General features: G+C 59.2%; 17 protein-coding genes. 9 read left to right on the forward strand and 8 right to left on the reverse strand.

The genetic code is table 11. The features are described from left to right. Position 1: 1 nt before the first annotated feature. Positions 2-1,348, reverse strand: a complete 1,347-nt coding sequence (gene glpT, locus MC50_RS00610; protein ID WP_032686660.1) for a glycerol-3-phosphate transporter — start codon at positions 1,346-1,348, stop codon at positions 2-4. A gap of 270 nt (positions 1,349-1,618) precedes the next feature. On the opposite strand from glpT, the gene glpA reads away from it, so the two are divergent. The 3 genes from glpA to glpC are packed head-to-tail and all read left to right on the forward strand — an operon-like array spanning position 1,619 to position 5,665. Then, positions 1,619-3,241: an anaerobic glycerol-3-phosphate dehydrogenase subunit A gene (glpA, locus tag MC50_RS00615; RefSeq protein ID WP_047663331.1), complete on the forward strand. Its 1,623-nt coding sequence runs from the start codon at positions 1,619-1,621 to the stop codon at positions 3,239-3,241. Continuing rightward, the gene (gene glpB / locus MC50_RS00620; RefSeq protein ID WP_047663332.1) at positions 3,231-4,490 is read left to right on the forward strand and encodes a glycerol-3-phosphate dehydrogenase subunit GlpB; all 1,260 of its coding nucleotides are present in this window, start codon (positions 3,231-3,233) and stop codon (positions 4,488-4,490) included. The genes glpA and glpB overlap by 11 nt, the downstream gene beginning before the upstream one ends. Next, a complete protein-coding gene (gene glpC / locus MC50_RS00625; RefSeq protein WP_004864907.1) occupies positions 4,487-5,665 on the forward strand; it encodes an anaerobic glycerol-3-phosphate dehydrogenase subunit GlpC in 1,179 nt (392 codons plus the stop codon). The genes glpB and glpC overlap by 4 nt, the downstream gene beginning before the upstream one ends. Positions 5,666-6,089: 424 nt before the next feature. Here the strand turns inward: glpC and MC50_RS00630 are convergent, their stop codons facing one another. Both MC50_RS00630 and MC50_RS00635 read right to left on the reverse strand, forming a co-directional pair. Continuing rightward, the gene (locus MC50_RS00630; RefSeq protein ID WP_004864909.1) at positions 6,090-7,286 is read right to left on the reverse strand and encodes a nicotinamide mononucleotide deamidase-related protein YfaY; all 1,197 of its coding nucleotides are present in this window, start codon (positions 7,284-7,286) and stop codon (positions 6,090-6,092) included. 102 nt (positions 7,287-7,388) lie between these two features. Further along, positions 7,389-7,931 carry a YfaZ family outer membrane protein gene (locus MC50_RS00635; protein ID WP_004864911.1) on the reverse strand — a complete coding sequence of 181 codons (543 nt, stop codon included), beginning with the start codon at positions 7,929-7,931 and terminating at the stop codon, positions 7,389-7,391. A gap of 229 nt (positions 7,932-8,160) precedes the next feature. Here MC50_RS00635 and nudI point away from each other — a divergent pair, with 229 nt between their 5' ends. Continuing rightward, complete coding sequence (gene nudI, locus MC50_RS00640) at positions 8,161-8,586, forward strand: nucleoside triphosphatase NudI (protein ID WP_004864913.1); 426 nt, start codon at positions 8,161-8,163, stop codon at positions 8,584-8,586. Here the strand turns inward: nudI and MC50_RS00645 are convergent. Then, entirely contained in the window at positions 8,563-10,002 is a 1,440-nt protein-coding gene (locus MC50_RS00645) for a sensor histidine kinase (RefSeq protein WP_004864915.1), read from the reverse strand. The two genes, nudI and MC50_RS00645, sit on opposite strands and share 24 nt — an antisense overlap. Continuing rightward, positions 9,989-10,663: a transcriptional regulator TctD gene (gene tctD, locus MC50_RS00650; RefSeq protein WP_004864917.1), complete on the reverse strand. Its 675-nt coding sequence runs from the start codon at positions 10,661-10,663 to the stop codon at positions 9,989-9,991. Before tctD ends, MC50_RS00645 begins: the two co-directional genes overlap by 14 nt. Positions 10,664-10,678: 15 nt before the next feature. Here tctD and MC50_RS28635 point away from each other — a divergent pair, with 15 nt between their 5' ends. The 5 genes from MC50_RS28635 (at position 10,679) to MC50_RS00670 (ending at position 14,591) form a co-directional block, all read left to right on the forward strand. Beyond that, positions 10,679-10,825, forward strand: coding sequence for a hypothetical protein (locus tag MC50_RS28635; RefSeq protein ID WP_190306316.1), 147 nt, complete (start codon positions 10,679-10,681; stop codon positions 10,823-10,825). 355 nt (positions 10,826-11,180) lie between these two features. Next, complete coding sequence (locus tag MC50_RS28425; RefSeq protein WP_139155981.1) at positions 11,181-11,303, forward strand: small membrane protein; 123 nt, start codon at positions 11,181-11,183, stop codon at positions 11,301-11,303. A 331-nt stretch (positions 11,304-11,634) separates the two neighbouring features. Further along, positions 11,635-12,615 carry a Bug family tripartite tricarboxylate transporter substrate binding protein gene (locus tag MC50_RS00660; protein WP_004865070.1) on the forward strand — a complete coding sequence of 327 codons (981 nt, stop codon included), beginning with the start codon at positions 11,635-11,637 and terminating at the stop codon, positions 12,613-12,615. Positions 12,616-12,630: 15 nt separating this feature from the next. Next, positions 12,631-13,062, forward strand: coding sequence for a tripartite tricarboxylate transporter TctB family protein (locus MC50_RS00665; RefSeq protein WP_032695468.1), 432 nt, complete (start codon positions 12,631-12,633; stop codon positions 13,060-13,062). An 11-nt stretch (positions 13,063-13,073) separates the two neighbouring features. Next, positions 13,074-14,591 carry a tripartite tricarboxylate transporter permease gene (locus MC50_RS00670; protein WP_102990874.1) on the forward strand — a complete coding sequence of 506 codons (1,518 nt, stop codon included), beginning with the start codon at positions 13,074-13,076 and terminating at the stop codon, positions 14,589-14,591. Here MC50_RS00670 and menE read toward each other — a convergent pair. From menE to menB, 3 genes are read right to left on the reverse strand one after another with little or no spacing between them, the layout of a single operon-like run. Beyond that, positions 14,588-15,964 (reverse strand): o-succinylbenzoate--CoA ligase, encoded by a 1,377-nt coding sequence (menE, locus tag MC50_RS00675; RefSeq protein WP_047663333.1) that lies wholly within the window; start codon positions 15,962-15,964, stop codon positions 14,588-14,590. The two genes, MC50_RS00670 and menE, sit on opposite strands and share 4 nt — an antisense overlap. Continuing rightward, positions 15,961-16,926, reverse strand: coding sequence for an o-succinylbenzoate synthase (gene menC / locus MC50_RS00680; protein ID WP_047663334.1), 966 nt, complete (start codon positions 16,924-16,926; stop codon positions 15,961-15,963). Before menC ends, menE begins: the two co-directional genes overlap by 4 nt. Continuing rightward, positions 16,926-17,783: a 1,4-dihydroxy-2-naphthoyl-CoA synthase gene (gene menB, locus MC50_RS00685; protein WP_032686654.1), complete on the reverse strand. Its 858-nt coding sequence runs from the start codon at positions 17,781-17,783 to the stop codon at positions 16,926-16,928. The genes menC and menB overlap by 1 nt, the downstream gene beginning before the upstream one ends. Positions 17,784-17,792 lie beyond the last annotated feature (9 nt).

Below are 17,792 nucleotides of genomic sequence, written 5' to 3' on the forward strand. Positions count from 1 at the left end.
CTTAAGCCTGTTTCAGTTGTTGGTGATGGCGTTTTTCGCCAATCATCACCACCACCAGCAGCAGAACCGCCAGTACGCTGCCGCCAATCATCACCATGAAACCGCCGTCCCAGCCGAAGAAGTCAACGGTATAGCCAACGATCGCGCTGGCGGCAACGGAACCGCCCAGGTAGCCAAATAAACCGGTAAAACCTGCGGCAGTGCCAGCCGCTTTTTTCGGCGCCAGCTCAAGGGCATGCAGGCCAATCAGCATCACCGGGCCATAGATCAGGAAGCCAATCACAATCATACAGGTCATATCGATACCCGGGTTACCCGGCGGGTTGAGCCAGTAGACAACGGTCGCAATCGTCACCAGCGTCATAAAGAAGACGCCGGTGGCTCCGCGATTGCCCTTAAACACCTTGTCGGACATCCAGCCGCAAATCAGCGTGCCTGGAATCCCCGCATACTCATATAAAAAGTAGGCCCAGGAGGATTTATCCAGCGCAAAGTGCTTCACTTCTTTCAGGTAGGTCGGCGACCAGTCGAGGATGCCGTAGCGCAGCAGATAGACAAAGACGTTCGCCACGGCGATATACCACAGCAGCTTGTTCGGCAGGATATACTGCTTAAAGATCTGGCTGGCGGTCAGCTCCTGTTCATGCTTTTCGCTGTAATCATCAGGATAGTCATTTTTATACTCTTCAATCGGCGGCAGGCCGCAGGACTGCGGCGTATCGCGCATCATCGCGAAGGCAAACACCGCCAGCAGAATCGCGCCGAATGCCGGCATATACAGCGCCGCGTGCCAGTCGTTAAACCAGGCCATCCCCAGCAGGAACAACAGCGGTGGGATCCCGCCCCCCACGTTATGCGCGCAGTTCCACACCGAGACAATGCCGCCGCGTTCTTTCTGCGACCACCAGTGCACCATCGTCCGCCCGCACGGCGGCCAGCCCATCCCCTGGAACCAGCCGCAGAGGAACAGCAGCACGAACATCACCATAATGCTGGAGGTCGCCCAGGGTACAAACCCCATCACCAGCATCACCAGCGCGGCCAGGATCAGCCCCGCGGGCAGAAAAATGCGCGGATTCGAGCGATCCGATACCGACCCCATGATGAATTTCGAAAATCCATAGGCGATCGAAATACCGGAGAGAGCGAAACCGAGATCGCCGCGGGAAAAACCTTGCTCCACCAGATAGGGCATAGCCAGAGCAAAGTTCTTACGCACCAGATAGTAAGCAGCGTATCCAAAGAAAATACCGATGAAAATTTGCCAGCGCAGTCGGCGGTACAGCGGATCGATTTCCGCCGCTGGCAAACGCGCTTTGTGCGGCGCAGGTTTAAAAATAGTTAACATAGCAGCCTCCGTGGCCATCTCTTCTCTACTGACAGCGATAAGAAAAATCTAATCTAATCACCCACTTCTGATGAACCGGGATGGTAGGCAAAGCTGGCCCTGGATACTGTGAAACATCGCACGCTTTGTTACAAAAATATGACAAAACATTCCATTATGAGCATGAAATCACATAACCCGCTCGAATAACGCGCGAATATGCTCGAAATCAAACAATACCCACTATTTGTATGGCTAAATGGCGTAAAACGAACATAGAGGGACTTGAAGATGGCCGATAGCGGTGAATGTGATGTCATCATCATTGGCGGCGGCGCCACCGGCGCAGGGATCGCGCGCGACTGTGCGCTTCGTGGGCTGCGCGTGACGTTAGTGGAACGCCACGATATCGCCACCGGGGCGACCGGGCGCAATCATGGGCTGTTGCACAGCGGCGCGCGCTATGCCGTAACCGATGGCGAATCGGCCCGGGAATGTATCAGTGAAAACCGCATCCTGCGCCGCATCGCCCGCCACTGTATTGAGCCCACTAACGGACTGTTTATCACCCTTCCCGAGGACGACCTGGCCTGGCAGCAGACCTTTATCAGCGCCTGTCAGCAGGCCGGTATCGAGACCCGCCAGCTGTCGCCAGCGGAAGCGCTGCGTATTGAGCCGACCGTGAATCCGACTCTGCTCGGCGCCGTTCAGGTCCCCGATGGCACCATCGACCCGTTTCGCCTTACGGCAGCCAACATGCTCGACGCCCGGGAACATGGCGCGACCATTCTGACCGGTTGTGAAATTACCGGGCTCATCCGCCGCGGAGAACGCGTTTGCGGGGTCGAGTTTTATGATCATCAACAGCGTGAGAGACGCACGCTGTACGCCGGTGTCGTGGTCAATGCCGCCGGGATCTGGGGACAGCGGATCGCGGAATATGCCGATCTGCGCATCGCCATGTTCCCGGCCAAAGGATCGCTGCTGATCCTCGACCACCGTATCAACCGGCAGGTCATCAACCGCTGCCGCAAACCCGCCGATGCCGATATTCTGGTGCCCGGAGATACCATTTCGCTGATTGGCACGACGTCGGAACATATCCCTTACGACGAAATTGATGACAACCGGGTCACGACGGCCGAAGTCGACACCCTGCTGCGGGAAGGGGAAAAACTGGCTCCGATACTTGGGCGTACTCGCGTGCTGCGCGCCTATTCCGGCGTGCGTCCACTGGTGGCCAGCGATGATGACCCCAGCGGACGCAGCGTCAGCCGCGGTATCGTTCTGCTCGACCACGCCGGACGCGACGGCATGGAGGGCTTTATCACTATTACCGGCGGCAAGCTGATGACCTACCGTCTGATGGCGGAGTGGGCCACGGATACCGTGTGTCGTAAGCTGGGCAACAGCGTCCCCTGCTCTACCGCCGACACTCCGCTTCCGGGCTCAACGGAGCCCCCCGAAGTCACGGTAAAAAAAATCATCTCGCTACCCGCGCCGCTACGCGGTTCCGCCCTCTACCGCCACGGCGACCGCACGCCTGCCTGGCTGGGCGATACCCGCCAGCATCGCAGCTTAATCTGTGAATGCGAGATGGTGACCGCCGGAGAAGTACAGTACGCGGTGGAAAACTTAGCGGTTAACAGCCTGCTCGATCTACGTCGCCGTACGCGCATCGGCATGGGCACCTGCCAGGGAGAGCTGTGCGCCTGCCGGGCGGCCGGGCTTCTGCAACGGTTTAACATCACCACTCCCGCCCAGTCGCTGACCCAGCTTTCGGATTTTTTAAACGAGCGCTGGAAAGGTGTGCAGCCCATTGCCTGGGGCGATGCGCTCAGGGAAAGTGAATTCACCCGCTGGGTCTATCTCGGACTGTGCGGGCTGCCAAAGGAGTCTCAGGATGAAATTTGATAGCGTGATTATCGGCGGTGGCCTCGCGGGCCTGCTCTGCGGGCTCACGCTTAATCAGTTCGGCCTGCGCTGCGTCATCGTCAGTCGGGGTCAAAGCGCGCTGCACTTTTCCTCCGCTTCGCTGGATCTGCTCTGCGCCCTTCCCGATGGGGAACGCGTCAGCGATGTGGCTCACGGGATCGCCCGCCTGGCAGAACAGCTTCCCGAACATCCCTATGCCATGCTGGGCGCCGATCGGGTGATGGCATACGCCGCGCAAACCGAGGCGCTGCTGGCCGCCAGCGGGATCGCGATGCGCGGCGAGGCCAGCCAACCGCATGAGCGCGTGACGCCGCTGGGCACCCTGCGCCCGACGTGGCTTTCGCCGCAGGAAGTTCCCGTGGCGCCACTCTCCGCACGAAGCGTTGGCGTCGTGGGTATCGGCGGGTTCGCCGACTTCCAGCCGCATCTGGCCGCCGCCTCGCTCACCCGGCAGGGGGTAAAAGCGACGGCGACCGAGATAGACTTACCGGTACTGGATGTTCTGCGGGATAACCCGAGCGAATTTCGCGCGGTGAATATCGCCAGAATGCTCGATGAACCGTGTCATTGGCCCGCGCTCCTCGCCGCGTTACGTCCGCTGGCGCAGGCGCACGACCTGCTGATCATGCCCGCCTGTTTCGGTCTGAACGACGCCGGGCTGTATAGCTGGCTACAGGAACAGCTGCCCTGCCCGCTGCGCCTGCTGCCGACGCTGCCGCCTTCGGTTCCCGGCATGCGCCTGCATAACCAGCTTCAGCGTCGTTTTATTCGGACCGGAGGCACCTGGCTGGCTGGCGATGAAGTCACGCGGATCGGCCATCAGGAGGGGAACGTCAGCGAAGTCTGGACCCGGCAGCACGGCGATGTTCCGCTGCGTCCCCGTTTTGCAGTTCTGGCCAGCGGCAGTTTCTTCAGCAATGGCTTGATCGCCGATAAAGAGCGCGTTCGGGAGCCGATTCTCGGCCTCGACCTTCAGCAGACTACCCCGCGCGAGAGCTGGTATCAGCGCGATTTCTTTGCTTCGCAACCCTGGCAACGCTTCGGCCTGAAAACGGATACGATGCTGCGCCCGCTGCTCGACGGCCAGCCGCTGGGCAACCTGTTCGCCATCGGTTCGCTACTGGGCGGTTTTGACGCCATCCAGCTGGGATGCGGCGGCGGCGTTTGCGCGGTCACCGCGCTCCACGTCGCGAAACAGATTCATGACCTTGCCGGAGGCACGCGATGAACGATACCCGCTTTGAGAGCTGCATTAAATGTACCGTTTGTACGACCAGCTGTCCGGTCAGCCGGGTTAATCCCCGCTATCCGGGCCCGAAACAGGCGGGTCCGGACGGTGAGCGCCTGCGGCTGAAGGACGGGGCACTGTACGACGAAGCCTTAAAATATTGTATTAACTGCAAGCGCTGTGAAGTCGCCTGTCCCTCTGATGTAAAAATTGGCGATATTATCCAGCGGGCACGGGCGCAGTACAGCCAGCAAAAACCGACGCTGCGCGATGCTATCCTCAGCCATACCGACCTGATGGGCACTCTCTCCACGCCGTTTGCCCCGCTGGTCAACGCCGCAACGGGCCTCAAACCGGTGCGCCGGCTGCTCGATGCGACGTTAAAGATTGACCACCGGCGAACGCTGCCGAAATACGGTTTCGGCACCTTTCGCCGGGCTTACCGTCAGCAGGCGGACCGCCAGGCGCAGTTCAGTGAGCAAGTGGCGTTTTTTCACGGCTGTTACGTCAACTACAACCATCCGCAGCTTGGCCACGATCTCATCCGCGTGCTGAACGCGATGGGCACCGGCGTACAGCTGTTAAGCAAAGAAAAATGCTGCGGCGTGCCGCTTATCGCCAACGGCTTTTTTGCCAAAGCCCGCCGCCAGGCGCAGAGCAACGTCGCCGCCATGCGAGAGACTGCGCTGCCGGTCATTGCCACCTCATCAACCTGCGCTTTTACCCTGCGCGACGAATACCCGCATCTGCTGGATGTCGATAATCAGGATCTTCGCGACCGGGTTGAACTGGCCACCCGCTGGATCTGGCGCCAGCTTGATGCCGGGCGTACCCTGCCGCTTCGGCCGCTGCCGCTGAAGGTGGTTTATCACACGCCGTGTCATATGGAGAAGATGGGCTGGTCGCTGTATACCCTCGAACTGCTGCGGCTGATCCCGGGTTTACAGCTGGAAGTGCTGGATTCGCAGTGCTGCGGTATCGCCGGCACCTACGGGTTTAAATCGGAAAACTACCCCTCTTCTCAGGCCATCGGCGCACCGCTGTTCCGGCAAATTGAGGAGAGCGGTGCCGACCTGGTGATCACCGATTGCGAAACCTGCAAATGGCAAATCGAGATGTCCACCAGCAAACGCTGTGAACATCCCATCACTTTGCTGGCGCAGGCGCTGACCTGACATCGGCGCCAGAACCGAGTGAAATCAATGGGCGATGACAAATCCGCTGTGAATACTGTCGCCGTGTTTTTACCGGGTGGCGGCTAACGCCTGACCCGGCCTACGGGTGCTTGCGAATTGGGTATTAGCATCGCCCTGACTGACGACCTGCCTGGCGCCATATGCGGATCTCGTAGGCCCGGTAAGGTGCAGCCGCCGGGACTTTACTTGATTCCAGCATCCTGGACTCCAATCCTGAGTACTGGAATCAGTGTTGCGGTTGTCCGGGGGGTAAATTGTCAGCGACCTCAAATGGCGACGCTATTCCAGCAGAGTGGACGTTCGGCGGGAGGAAAAGGCGAGATGGCGCACGGAATATTTAAAAGCAAGTACAACCGGCTGGACCGATCGCGCGTCGGGAGGAGTTCCCGACGCAGAGGTTTGTTTAAACCGAGAGAGATTCGACGACGTTAATCCAACCGTGTTCGCCGGCGACCGGCTGACCGTTCAACCAACGGCGCAGCATATTCAGCGCCATCATGGCACAGACTTCCTGACGAACCGCCAGGCTGTAGCGCGTGGCGCTGAATTTGACCCGTAGCGCATGGGTGCCTTCCGGCGTCGAGAGGACGAAATTCAGGTGATCGGCTTCCTGACCGCTCACCGCCAGTGCCAGACCGGCGAAATGATTGACCCGCCGTTCTGCGGCCCAGCGAGCAGACTGCGCCAGCGACTCCTCCTGGCAAGGGACGACTTCGCTTGCCAGCAGCGGCGCATTTGCCCGCGAAAGCTGAAGCGCCAGCAAGCCGCCGGTAAACTGTTCACTCAGCGTCAGACTCAGCTGGCGCTCCTGTAAACAACGCGCGATCTGCGCGGGCAGCCCTTCGGTGCCCTCGAAAATCATGCTCTCTCCCGCCACTTTTTTCACTTCCGGCCATATCGCCAGCATCGCTTCGCGCTGCTCCGCCGGCCCGGTGAGCTTCAGCTCAATAATCGGCATTGAAGAGCGGTAGCCCATGACGACGCCCGGCGGCAGCTCCAGCGGATCGAGGCTTTGCGCCAGATCGCTTTCCGAACGGCCAAAAGTCGTCAGACGCAGACACAGCGGCGGTGCAGAGAGCGGGAAACGCTCACGCAGGCGGGGTAAAATTTCCTGCTCGACCATGACTTTGAATTCCGACGGGACGCCGGGGGTGAAAAACATCAGACAGCGGTTAAGCTGAACGGCAAAACCGCAGGCCGTCCCCACCGGATTATTGATCATCTCCGCGCTGGCGGGGATCTCCGCCTGCTTGCGGTTGCTTGCGGCCATCGGGCGACCGCGCTCGGCAAAGAAACGGGTCATCGTTTCCAGCCACGCTTCGTGCAGAATCAGTCCTTCGCCCTTGGCGGTCGCTGCGGCCAGCGCGCTCAGATCGTCACTGGTTGGCCCCAGGCCGCCGTTGACGATCAGCACATCCGCCTGTTCACTGCGTTCACGTAACACCGTGACCAGGGAATCAAGGTCATCGCCCACGGTGTTGCGGCGCGTTAACGGTAATCCCTGATTGAAAAAGAAATCGGCCAGCCACGCGGCATTGGTATCGACGATTTGCCCGTGCAACACTTCATCGCCGGTGGACAGCATTTCCACATTTATCATTATTCACTTCACTCCTTGCCTGCCAGGTGGCAATACTATAGCGCAAGGCGCAGGCGGAGTAGACAGGAATACGGCGCGGGAAAGGTTCGCGCCGTTGCGGGATTAGAAGCTGGCGCTGACGCCGAGGTACGGGCCGTCTGCAATCGTGCTGTCTTTGTTGCCGTCTTTCCCTTCGAGGTTCAGATAACGATAACCGGCTTCGATGCTCAGAGGACGCATAATCGTCCAGCTCGCACCGGCGTTGGCTTCCTGATAGCTCTGAATACCGCTGGAGAGTGAATCCGGGGAATAATAGTATTCGCCGAACAGACGGAAGCTGTCGCCAATTTTCCACTGCAGGCCGCCGCCGACGGCCGCCGCATACCCTTCATCGCCGCTCTTCGGGTTGGTGTAAACGCCCTTGCCGCCAACCGTCGCGAGGAATGGCCCCAGCGGAATATTCAGACCAAGACCTAAACCCGCCGCGTCGCCGTCATTGTCGCTGTGCATCCAGTTGCCGGTCACTGCCAGACCAGATGACTCAGTCCCGAAACCGACGCCAAGGTTGGTGTAGTGCTCACCAGCCTGCCCGGTTACGCTGATGGCATTTGCCGCCGTAGAGACGAACATCATGCCGGCAAGACCTAATAAAATGCTCTTTTTCATTTTTACTCTATCCAGAAAACAAGAATCAAAAAAGTCCCAAAAACCGCAGAATTGTACTGCCGAACGCTGAGGAATCAATGCACTAAAATGACCTTTACTCTCGTGATTGTAACCAGTTGCTACGGATAGCGGCGGCTAAATACGGACAATGCAGCTTGCGGTTTAGCGAGACGGCTCGCAAACTGGTGCTCCAACACCTTTTTCCTACCGTTTAGTCAAGGAGATCACCATGCGCCAAAGGACCATCGTCTGCCCGCTGATTCAGAATGAGGGCCACTATCTGCTCTGCAAAATGGCTGACGATCGCGGCGTTTTTCCCGGGCAGTGGGCACTTTCCGGCGGCGGCGTTGAACCGGGCGAACGTATTGAAGAGGCGCTACGTCGGGAAGTTAGTGAGGAGCTTGGCGAGGCGTTGCAGCTGACGCAGATTACGCCGTGGACCTTCAGCGATGATATTCGGGTCAAAACCTATGCCGACGGCCGTCAGGAAGAGATATATATGATTTACCTGATTTTTGACTGCCTCAGCGCCAATCGCGAAATCACCCTCAACGACGAGTTTCAGGCGTATGCCTGGGTGAAACCGCAAGATTTGCACCGCTACGATCTGAACGTCGCGACCCGCAAAACATTAACCCTGAAAGGCCTGCTCTGAGCGACCCGGCGCCGCGGCCAGAAAACGCAGTCTGACTTTCAGGCCGCCCAGCGTTTCGCTGCGCAGCAGCTGCGGGTGACTGCGATGCAGTCGGGCAATATCCGTCACCAGCGCCAGCCCGAGACCCGCCCCGGGGTTATCCCCGACATTTTCCAGGCGCTGAAATGGCAGCAGCGCCTGCTGAATCTGGTCATCCTCAATACCCGGGCCACTGTCTTCGACCTCCATGACGACGCCTTCTCCATCGCGACGCAGGCTCAGCGTCACCGTTCCGTTTGCCGGCGTGTAGCGAATTGCGTTATCCAACAGATTGGCGCACAGCTCAGCCAGCAGGACGCCGTCGCCGGCGATCATGACCGCGGACCGTTCGCCCTCATAACCGAGGTCGATATTTTTACTGCGCGCCTGGGTAATCCGCGAAAAGCAGCTGTTTTGCACAATGTCCTGAAGATCGACGGCCAGGAAGGCCCGATCCCCCTGCTCTTTACCTTTAACGCTCGCCAGCTGCAGCAGACGTTCGGTCAACATAATCGTCCCATCGAGCGTGGTACGCATGGCCTGCAGACTTTCACGCCACAGCTGCGGGTCATCGCTGGCCAGCGCGACGGAGGCCTGGGTCTTTAAAACCGCCAGCGGCGTCTTGAGCTGATGGGAGGCGTCGGCGCTAAAGCGCTCCTGCCGTGAAATCATCACTCGCAGCCGGTCAATATAGCGGTTAAATGCCACAATCAGCAGCCGGGTTTCTGACCACGGCAGCAGTTCCGGCAGCGGCGTCAGCAGGCCGGGTTCGCGCCGGACCATCAGCGCCGAGAGCTGGCGCATCGGGCGCAGCACGCGCCGCAGCAGCCAGCCGGTCAGCACCAGCGTCAGCAGCACCAGCAGCCCCTGTGATACCCAGGAAGAGAACAGCAGCTGCCCGGCAAGCCAGCGCCGCGACTGCAGGGTCTCAGCGATATAGATTTCCGCCATCCCGAGAATGCCCCCTTCGTTGATCGGCTGCAGCAGGCGCGCCACGCGAATGGCCTGGCCACGATATTCGGTGTGGTAAAACCATGCCAGCGCCGGATAGAGCGTCGTGCGCGAGGTTGCCGGCGGCATGGCGGGCAAATCATCAAAACCTGAAATCACCTTCCCGTCCGGGTCCACCACCTTGTAATACAGGCGGTCGTTCATGTTGAGCTCAAAACTATCCAGCACGACCCAGGGCACGTTGACCTCCAGCCGCCCCTCGCGCACCACCAGCCGTTCCGCCACGGTGCGGGCCGAGGAGAGCAGCGTCCGGTCATAGGCCTGTGTCGCCGCCTGGAGCGCGCTCACATAGCTGTTGAATGCCGACAGTCCCCACAGCAGCACCAGCGGCAGCCCGAGAAACAGCATCAGTTGGGCAAACAGCGACTGCGGCTTACCCCACTTCATGACCGCCCTCCAGCACATAGCCGAGCCCACGCAGCGTGGTAATCCGCACGTCGCTGTCCTGTAGCTTTTTCCGCAGCCGATGGACATAGAGTTCGATACTCTCCGGACTCACTTCGTCATTCAGACTGAAGACCTGCTCAAACAGCTGCTGACGTGAGACGGGTCGGGAACGACGAAACATCAGCACCGTCAATAGCGCCTGCTCGCGCGGGGTTAGCGACAACCGCTGTCCTCGCAACAAAAAATAGCCCTCATCGCGATACTCCAGCTCGCCCAGCTGCTGTACTTCATGCACCTGACCTTCGCTGCGCCGTAGCAATGCCCGCAGCCGCGCGTCCAGTTCCTCAAGCTCAAAGGGCTTCGGCAGATAATCATCGGCGCCGACGTTCAACCCTTTAACCCGATCCGCCACCGCGCTGCGTGCCGTCAGCAGCAGTACCGGTAGCGTCTGCCCGCGTTTGCGCAGCCGCTGAACCACTTCCAGTCCGTCGAAACCGGGCATCCCGATATCCAGCACCGCCAGCGCGTATTTTTCACTTTGCAGCAGATGGTCAGCCGCCCGACCATCGAAGACGCAGTCGACGGCAAACCCGCCCTGTACCAGCGCTTTTTCCAGCCAGTGGGCCAGTTCACGATTATCTTCAGCTAATAAAAGGCGCATTGTGGTGATATCTCCATGTTTATCGGCACGGCAATCGGCAGGACTGACTTTGGTTCCGTGGTCACCCATTGGCGCAAGCATCCATCACAGCGCGACGAGCAACAAAAAGATGAGAATGACAAAATGAAACAAATATGCAACATCAACGCAGCTGATTTGTAAGCGGTTTAACACTCTGAACAAAGAGGGCGATCGCTCTCCCCACCGTCTGCCGCTATTCAGCCCGCAGATAGCCGTCAACGCTCTTGCGGGAAACCCAATTCGCCATCTGTTTATTCTCATGCATATTCTGACGAAATTAACTTTAAATCATCATTAAATACGCTGACTTTATTATTCATTCAGCGCAAAATAATATTATAAGAACGCCCAATATTATAGAGATCATAAGAATGTACTAATTACGTTCATTACTGTATGAATGGGAATAACATTTGATGAAGATCATACTTTCACCGGATAAATATCCCGATACTGAAAATGAAAAAAAACACCACACTATCAATGGACTAATAGCATGGTTAATATTTTATTTTTAATTCTCGCCGTCGTACTGCTGGCCGTATCCGTATTTTCCCTGTACTCATATCTGAAAGATATCCGCAGAACAAAACGTGTATTTATAAAAAATCGCAGATAAGTGCTCAGCCTCATTCATAATACATTCGGCTGAATCTGGTACTTTCCTGCGCCTGCTCAGTTGATCCCACCGGCGATTTATGCTGCTCAATCCCTGGGCCAGTTCTGGCCCTTTTTATCGTGCTTCACATTTCCCATCGCCGGAAATAACCCCGCCGCTGATGCCTCCCTGTCGCTGAGGGAAATAAGAGAGATCTATCACATCCTGTAAAGTTATCCCGCGACTGAAAGGGAAATGAAAGGTTGTTGATTTAACAATTGCGCAACCAAACAGTCCGACATTGTTCCACATAACCAGAATAAACCAACCCTGTACCCGACTGAGGAAGCCCATGAACACACCATTCCTTCGCCATCTTAGCGCACTCGCGCTATGCCTCTGCAGCGTCTCAGCGTATGCCGCCGAAGCCCCTTCCCGTACCGAATGTATTGCGCCGGCTAAGCCCGGCGGCGGCTTCGATCTGACCTGCAAACTGATTCAGGTCAGCCTGATGGAAACAGGGGCGATCGCTAAACCGATGCGGGTCACCTACATGCCCGGCGGTGTCGGCGCGGTCGCCTACAACGCCATCGTCGCACAGCGTCCGGGCGAGCCGGGCACCGTTGTCGCCTTCTCCGGCGGTTCGTTACTCAATTTATCGCAAGGTAAATTTGGCCGCTACGGCGTCGATGATGTCCGCTGGCTCGCCAGCGTAGGTACCGATTACGGGATGATTGCCGTGCGAGCCGACTCTCCGTGGCAGGACCTCCCTTCGTTTATGGCCGCAATGGAAAAAGATCCCGCCAACATCGTCATCGGCGCCGGCGCCTCCATCGGCAGCCAGGACTGGATGAAGGCCGCGCTGATGGCGCAAAAAGCCCATGTTGACCCGCATAAAATGCGCTACGTCGCTTTTGAGGGCGGCGGCGAACCGGTGACCGCGCTATTGGGAAACCATGTTCAGGCGGTCTCTGGCGATCTGAGCGAAATGGTGCCCTATCTGCAAGGCAACAAAATTCGCGTGCTGGCGGTCTTCTCCAGTGAACGGCTGCCCGGTGCGCTGGCCAATGTCCCGACCGCTAAAGAGCAGGGTTACGATCTGGTCTGGCCGATTATTCGCGGCTTTTACGTCGGTCCGAAGGTCAGCGATGCTGACTACCAGTGGTGGGTCGAGGAGTTCAACAAGCTTCAACAGACCGAGGAGTTCAAAAAACAGCGCGAGCTGCGCGGCCTGTTTGAGTTCAACCTGAGCGGCGAAGCGCTCGATGCCTACGTGAAGAAACAGGTCAACGACTATCGCGAACAGGCCAAAGCCTTTGGTCTGGCGAAATAATCTGCGGAGGTTGCCATGAGCGATCGTATTTTTGCCAGTATCTGGCTGCTGCTCTGCACGGGGGGGATGTTCGTTGCCTGGCAGATTCACAGCGAGTACGCCTATGAACCCGTTGGTCCTCGCCCGTTCCCGCTGGGGATTATCGGCCTGATGCTGCTGTGCTCGGTCCTGCTGTTATTACGCCGCCCCGACGCGGTGACGTGGCCCGGGAAGCGAGTTTTACAACGCTTGTTAACCATGGTGGTGGTTCTGGTGGTCTATGCATGGGGATTTGAATGGCTTGGTTTCCCGCTGGCCACCGCCTTGCTGACCGCCGTCATTGGCCTGCTGTTTGGCGCCACGCTGCCTGCCACCGCCGCGGCCGGGGTGGTGATGGGCGCGGCCCTGTGGTACGCCTTTGACACCCTGCTCGATGTCACGTTGCCGCTCGGCATCTGGTTAAGTTAACGGAGAAGTCTATGGATACCTGGATTTATCTTTCGCAGGGCTTCGCCGTGGCGATGACGCCGACGAACCTGATGATTGCGCTGATTGGCTGCTTCGTCGGCACCATCGTCGGCCTGTTGCCCGGCCTCGGGCCAATTAACGGCGTGGCGATTCTGCTGCCTCTGGCGTTCGCACTGCATCTGCCTGCTGAATCTGCCCTGATTCTGCTGGCGACGGTCTATATCGGCTGCGAGTACGGCGGGCGCATCTCGTCCATTTTACTGAATGTGCCCGGCGATGCCGCCGCCATTATGACCGCTCTCGACGGTTATCCGATGGCCCAGCAGGGACGCGGCGGGGTGGCCTTATCGATTTCGGCGGTCAGCTCTTTTGTCGGATCGCTTATCGCGATTGGCGGCATTATTTTGTTCGCACCGGTGCTGGCACAGTGGTCGCTGGCATTCGGTCCCGCAGAGTATTTCGCCCTGATGGTGTTTGCCATTGCCTGCCTGGGCAGCATGATGGCGCAGAACCCGCTGAAGTCGTTTCTCTCCGCCTTAATTGGTTTAGGTCTGGCGACGGTGGGTGTCGATGCCAATACCGGAGTCTACCGCTTTACCTTCGACAGCATCCACCTCTCGGATGGCGTGCAGTTTATCGTCGTCGTCATAGGGCTGTTTAGCGTCTCTGAAATTCTGCTGATGCTGGAAAGCACCAGCAGCGGGCAAACGCTGGTGCGGAAAACCGGGCGTATGTTGTTTAACGCCAAAGAGGCCGGTCAGTGCGTGGGCGCCACGCTGCGCTCGTCGGTGGTAGGTTTCTTCGTCGGTATTCTGCCCGGCGCCGGGGCTACCATTGCCAGCGCCATCACCTATATGACCGAGAAAAAGCTCAGCGGCAGCAGCGACAGCTTCGGCAAAGGGGATATCCGCGGCGTCGCCGCCCCGGAAGCGGCCAATAACGCCTCCGCCTGCGGCTCGTTCATCCCGATGCTGACCCTCGTGGTGCCCGGTTCCGGCACCACGGCGGTGATGATGGGAGCCCTGACGCTGTACAACATCACGCCAGGTCCCGCCATGTTTACCGAACAACCGGACATCGTCTGGGGATTGATCGCCGCCCTGCTGATCGCCAACGTGATGCTCCTGATTATGAACATCCCGCTGATCGGCCTGTTTACCCGGATGCTGACGATCCCACTGTGGTTCCTGGTGCCGGCGATTGCCGCCGTTTCTGCCGTCGGCGTCTACGCGGTCCACAGTACGACCTTCGATTTGCTGCTAATGGTCGGACTCGGAGTGCTCGGGTACATTCTGCGTAAAATGCACTTCCCGATGTCGCCGCTGATCTTAGGTTTCGTGCTCGGGGAGATGCTGGAGCAAAACCTGCGCCGGGCGCTGTCTATCAGCAACGGCAATCTGTCGATTTTGTGGGGAAGCGGCGTGACCAAAACATTATTGTTCCTCGCCATCGCCGCGATCGTTATTCCCCCGCTGCTACGCTATCTGCGTAAGCAACGCCGGCGCCGTGCCGAGGCCAACCCCGGTTAACGGGTCTGGCTGCCTGGCAACGCATTAACCCAGTCACGTAATGCCCGGCGGGAAATTTTAATCCCGCCGGTTTGCAACGAATCAGGTAACGTCAACCAGCGTACCGGCTGCTGAAAACGTGCCAGCTTATCCTGTGCCCAGACCGCCAGCGCGGCGACATCGCACTGCGCAGCGCACTCCACCACCGCCACCGGACGCTGACCAAACTCCGCATCGTCTAACGGCACGATAAACGCCTGCTGAATCTGCGGATGAGCCAGGAGTACTCTCTCCACCTCTTCAGGCTGAATACCTTCCCCTCCGCTGAAAAAGAGGTTATCCATCCGCCCAAGCAGAGTCAGTTTGCCCTCCCTGATCTCGCCGCGATCGCGAGTGGCAAACCAGCCCTGTGCGTTGACCAGCGGCTGCACCCCGCCATCGCGCCAGTAGCCAGCCGCCATGCTGTCGGCACGCAGCCAGACTTCGCCTTCAACGATTTTCAGCGCGCGCCCCGGCAGCGGCTGGCCAACGTCCGGTGCGCCATCCGCCTCTTTGCCGCATACCGTCGAGGCGAACTCCGTCAGACCATAGCCGCACCAGCAGCGAATCCCCCGGCCGCGCGCCTGTTCGGTCAACGCGACGGGAATCGCCGCGCCGCCCAACAGCACCGCCTTCAACGGCACATCAGCCTCACTATTGAGCAACCGCCAGAGCTGAGTGGGCACCAGCGAGGCATGCGTACAGCCTCGCAGCGCCTGTTCCAGCGGTTGTCTTTCTCTTACCGTCAGGCGGGCGCCCGCCAGCAGCCAGCGCCAGAGAATACCCTGGCCGGAAACATGAAACAGCGGCAACGACAGCAGCCAGTCATCATCCGACGCCAGCGGAATCATCGCCAGCACGCCTTCAGCGCTGGCAAGATGCGCCCGACAGCTGTGCACGGCAGCCTTCGGCAGCCCCGTAGAGCCGGAGGTGAGCGTCATTGACGCCAGGCGTTCTTCGCACCAGGGTAGCGTCAAGCCACCCGCCGCGCGTTGCAGCGCCAGCGGCGCAAAGTCGAGGGCGAGCGGATCGCCGTTCAGCGCCAGCGCATAACGCAAATCGAGTGAGGGTAACACTGCCGCCAGCAGCGAAGGCGGGAGCTGAGGATTCAGAGGAAGCACCCGGGCGCCGCACTGAAGCAGCGCCAGCCATGCCAGCAATGCCGACGGCTGGTTATAGGCCCGCAGCAGCACGCCCTCCCCTTCATTGACCCCTTGAGCGCGGAAGCCCGCGGCCAGCGCGTCAACTTCAGCGCACAGCTGTCGCCAGTTCAGGACAACGTCGTTCAGACGCACCGCCGGCGCATCGCCGCGCAGCCGGCGCCAGTGCCGCCATGGCCAGTCGCTAAAGGTCACAGCAGCGGCTCCAGCTCATCACTGTTCAGGCAGGGTAACGGGCTGTCAGGCCAGGGGCGAATCAGCTGCGCGCGCATCAATGCCAGGGTATCCAGACCGGGAAGGGTCTGCGGCGTCAGCCAGGCGGCAATCCGCGCCAGCTGCGTCAGTCCAAGGCTTGATTCGATCGATGAGCTGATCACCGCCGTCAGCCCCAGCGCGTGTGCCGCGGCGACCTGTTCCCGTACTTTGTCCAGGCTACCGGTGAGCGTCGGCTTGATCACCAGCGCACGCAAACCCGGCTCCGCCTGAAAACGAAAATCCGCCTCACGCAGACTTTCATCCCAGGCAATCGCAATGCCGGTTTCCCGGGCAAAAGCCCGGGAGTCGTCGCGGGTTTTACACGGTTCCTCAAGGAAGGCGATACGGTCGCGGTACTGCGGATGGACATATTTCGCAAACTGCTGCGCTTTGAGCGGGGTCCAGGCGCGGTTGGCGTCCAGACGCAGCTGCAGATCGGGAATCGCTTCCAGCAGCAGGTTAACCACCATGCCGTCACGCACCGCTTCATACAGCCCGATCTTGACCTTCGCTACCTTTTCACCGGGCAGCGCCGCCAGCCTGGCAAACAGTTCGTCCGGGTCGCCGGTGCACAGCGGCACCGCGCGATACTCCGCCTCCAGCGGCAGTTCATCGTTCAGCTCCGCCAGCGCGCAGCTGATGCCGAAGGCCACGGAAGGGTGAGACGGCCCGGACAGATTCTCGCGCTGCCGCCAGGCTTTCGCCCATGCCACCAGCGCGCACTGCGCCTCCTCCAGCGTTTCCGCGCTAAAGCCCGGCAGAGGCGCAATTTCGCCCCATCCCTGACGTTCACCGTCCTGCAGGTGGATGAACAGCCCATCGCGAGTTTTTAACCGCCGTTCGCGCAGTACCACGCCCGCGTCCATCGGTACCTGCCAGCGGTAAACCTGCGCCTGACGCATTATGGATTCCGTTTAAATTTGCTGAAGTCCGGCTGACGTTTCTGGTTGAAAGCGTTACGCCCTTCCTGCCCCTCTTCGGTCATGTAGAACAGCATGGTGGCATTCCCCGCCAGCTCCTGCAGCCCCGCCTGGCCATCACAATCGGCATTCAGCGCCGCCTTCAGGCAGCGCAGCGCCATCGGGCTGTTTTGCAGCATTTCTCGACACCAGCGCACGGTCTCTTTTTCCAGATCTGCCAGCGGGACGACGGTGTTGACCAGCCCCATATCCAGCGCCTGCTGCGCATCGTACTGACGGCACAGGAACCAGATTTCGCGCGCTTTTTTCTGTCCGACGATCCGCGCCATGTAGGATGCGCCCCAGCCACCGTCAAATGAGCCGACTTTCGGGCCGGTCTGGCCGAAGATGGCATTTTCTGCGGCAATCGTCAGATCGCACATCATATGCAGAACGTGACCGCCGCCGATGGAATACCCCGCCACCATCGCCACGATCGGTTTTGGGCAGGTGCGGATTTGGCGCTGAAAATCGAGCACGTTCAGGTGGTGAACGCCGGAATCATCCTGGTAGCCGCCGTAATCGCCGCGTACCTTCTGGTCGCCGCCGGCGCAGAATGCTTTATCGCCTTCGCCGGTGAGGATAATGACGCCGATATTGTCGTCATATCGGGCATCGGACAGCGCCTGAATCATCTCTTTCACGGTCAGCGGGCGGAACGCATTGCGCACCTGCGGCCGGTTAATGGTGATTTTAGCAATCCCGTCCGTCGACTTCTGGTAACGAATGTCGGTATAGCCTTCGGAGCAATCGTGCCATTCCACGGGGGCGTAGAGCATTGCTTCATCAAGAGAGATCATAGAATGTCC

The sequence above is a fragment of the Klebsiella planticola genome, from assembly GCF_000783935.2.
In the GTDB taxonomy this organism is placed as follows: domain Bacteria; phylum Pseudomonadota; class Gammaproteobacteria; order Enterobacterales; family Enterobacteriaceae; genus Klebsiella; species Klebsiella planticola.